The sequence below is a fragment of the Gordonia araii NBRC 100433 genome (assembly GCF_000241265.1).
GTDB classification, from domain to species: domain Bacteria; phylum Actinomycetota; class Actinomycetes; order Mycobacteriales; family Mycobacteriaceae; genus Gordonia; species Gordonia araii.
In genome coordinates, this window is sequence record NZ_BAEE01000007.1 from 1 (window position 1) to 2517 (window position 2517).

Sequence of the window (2517 nt, forward strand, 5' to 3'; positions counted from 1 at the left end):
GTTCCTGCACCTGTGCCGGTTCCGCAGCCGGGCCAGCCTAAGCCTGAGCAGCCCAAACAGCGTAAGCGTAGCCGGGACCGCAGTGGGCCCGAGAATGCGTGGCGCAACTTCGAGCACTGGCGGCTCAAGCGCGAGCAGGAGGGTAAGTGGGATCTGGACCGGTTGCCGCGTGACCTGCAGAAGCTGCTCGAAGAGTTCTATGAACTCAAGCGTTGGATGGATCTGAACCACGACAAGGTGTTCGACAACCCCTCGGACGAAATGTTCGAGGGTTACCGCCAGTACCGCCTGGACTTCTTCAACCGCTTAGAACGCCGTCTTGGAGAGATCAAAGACCCGTATGTTCGTGAGGACATCGAAGACTACATCGATGAGATGCGGCGTTGGTTTGAAGACGAACGCAAACAGCGTGAACTCAACCGTAAGAACAAGGAACTGGACCGTCGACAGCGCGAGCAAGAGGAAACGCCCCCTGCGCCGCCAGGTGATCCCGCACCACCGGCGCCGGCCCCTGACGACGACCCCTCCGCGCCGCCGCAACCCGGCGACAACGAACCGCTCCCTTCACCGGGACCGGTACCATCGCCACCCGGCGATGACCCGGCACCGCCGATGGGAGATCCTCCGCCTCAGGAAGCCCCCGACGACCCTGATCCCGGTCAGGGTGAAACACCCCGATACCCACCGGAGTTCGAGCAGCGCCCTCCAGAATTCGAGGAACCCGGCGCCCCCGAGCCAAAAGACGACAACGACGGTGACGATCCCGGTGATCAGCGGCGTCCGAAAGCGCCGTCACTGAACCCGCCCACACCACCCTCGGTGACCCCGCCCGACGCGCCGTCAGTGGAGACGCCGCCCCCACCGCAGGCCCCCGAAGCGGTGCCTCCGCCAATGAGGCCGGGCACACCCGAAGCCGACCGGTTCCTGCGCGACATCATCGCGAAGGCCGTCGAAGATTTTGCCAAGGAGTTGGAAGAGTTCGGCGACAAGCTCAACCCTCCGGCCGGCGAACCACCAGAGGAGGGTTTCGACAACGAGACCGTCAAGAAGCGTGCACGTGACCTGGTAGAGCAAGGGGCCGATTACGCTTGGGATCTGGTGCGGGAGGCGGCGGTCAACCCCTACTTAATAGAGTGGTTGCAGGCGGCTATTCGGGGCACGCATTCCCATTCTCTGCTCGAAGCACTCCTGACGATTCATGTGCTGCCACATGTGCAGGCTTGGCTCGGCCCCGACATCAGGCTGCATATAGAGCGATCAATCAAGGGTGGAAAGGCGCGCAAGCCAGGCCAGCCGATTCGGTGGACGAAAAGGGGCAGACCAGGCAGTAAGCGACCAGACGTAGTTCTGACTCGGATCCTCGAAGATGGTGTCGAGCAGGTGCTCGCTGTGTTGGACCTGAAGACTGGTGATGCCAAGATCGACAAAGCCTGGGCCAAAGCGGTCGCCGCTGCCCTCGGCATCGCCGAAGGTGATATCGGCAAAGTGATCGAACCAGTCCGTCCGTCCCCGCCCGGTAGCAGCCGATGACCACGGAGGCGACCCTGGGACGGATCGTACTGTCGACGAGAAGGAGACCTATCTGATGGGGATGAGCGCGAAAGAGTGGGAGGCCGTTGCCGAGGGTGCGGTCGACTTGCTGGGCGAATCGTGGCATTTGGTTGGCAAGGGACGTGATCTGTTTCTGGTGCCGGCGCCGATCGGCTGGTGGTACCAGTACGTCTACTACGAAAACACCAGTGTGGGGCAGCTCTCCGCGTGTACTGAGTTTCTCGGCCAGCAACTGACCGACGCTGCGTATGGTGACCACGGTGATCAGACCTACAACATCTTTATTCGTGACCGTACGCGGCCCGGAAATCCGGTGATTCTTCGGATTGATGCTCAAACGACGGCTGAATGGGCAAGTGAAGTGGAGGAGAAGGTGTTCGCGCCCCATAGGGGGTCGGCGGTGGCTGATAAATGGCCGGTCGAGTTGGCTAAGTGTGAGCGCGATAAGCAGCGGTGGGATGAATGGGATGGTCCGGTCGGGGAGCCGTATTCGGTTCGGTATGCGGTGATCCAGGCGATGTGTGGTCCACAGTCGCGTGACGAGTTGCTGGCGACCCTCGATTGGGCGATCGGTGATGTCGCGGCCGAGCCGGATCCCGACTCGCGGCTATCGGATCGGGATCCGATCGAGTATCTGCAGGCGATCCGCGACACTGTGGCCGCTGGTGATCGAGCCGGTTTCGAACAAGTCGTGCTAGCAAACCGGCGTGAGGAACTGCTGGCTGTCGGGGTTCCCGAACAACTGATCGGCCCCGTCGAGTTCCCCGAACCCCTCACCGCCTGGTGGGAGAAGTAACCGAACAAGGAGGACCATTTTGAGTACCTACGGCACCGCGATCATCGCTGATGTCCCCGACGAGGCAGCCGCAAACCGAATCCTGCCGCAACTCAAAGGCGCATTAGACCCGCTGTACGTCGACATCAGCAGCATCGTTCCCAACCCGGCAGCCGACGCCGAACCCTCGA

At 61.9% G+C, this 2517-nt stretch carries 1 protein-coding gene and 1 pseudogene; both read left to right on the plus strand.

What is annotated here, in order from left to right; all coding sequences use genetic code 11:
• Window positions 1-1530, plus strand: a pseudogene (locus tag GOARA_RS19605) (hypothetical protein); the annotation flags it as partial.
• 55 nt (window positions 1531-1585) lie between these two features.
• Complete coding sequence (locus tag GOARA_RS00845) at window positions 1586-2347, plus strand: hypothetical protein (RefSeq protein ID WP_007320379.1); 762 nt, start codon at window positions 1586-1588, stop codon at window positions 2345-2347.
• Window positions 2348-2517 lie beyond the last annotated feature (170 nt).

What these genes read in the sequence shown, in the direction of transcription:
- GOARA_RS00845 (WP_007320379.1), top strand. Translation starts at nt 1,586, where the DNA reads ATGGGGATGAGCGCGAAAGAGTGGGAGGCCGTTGCCGAGGGTGCGGTC.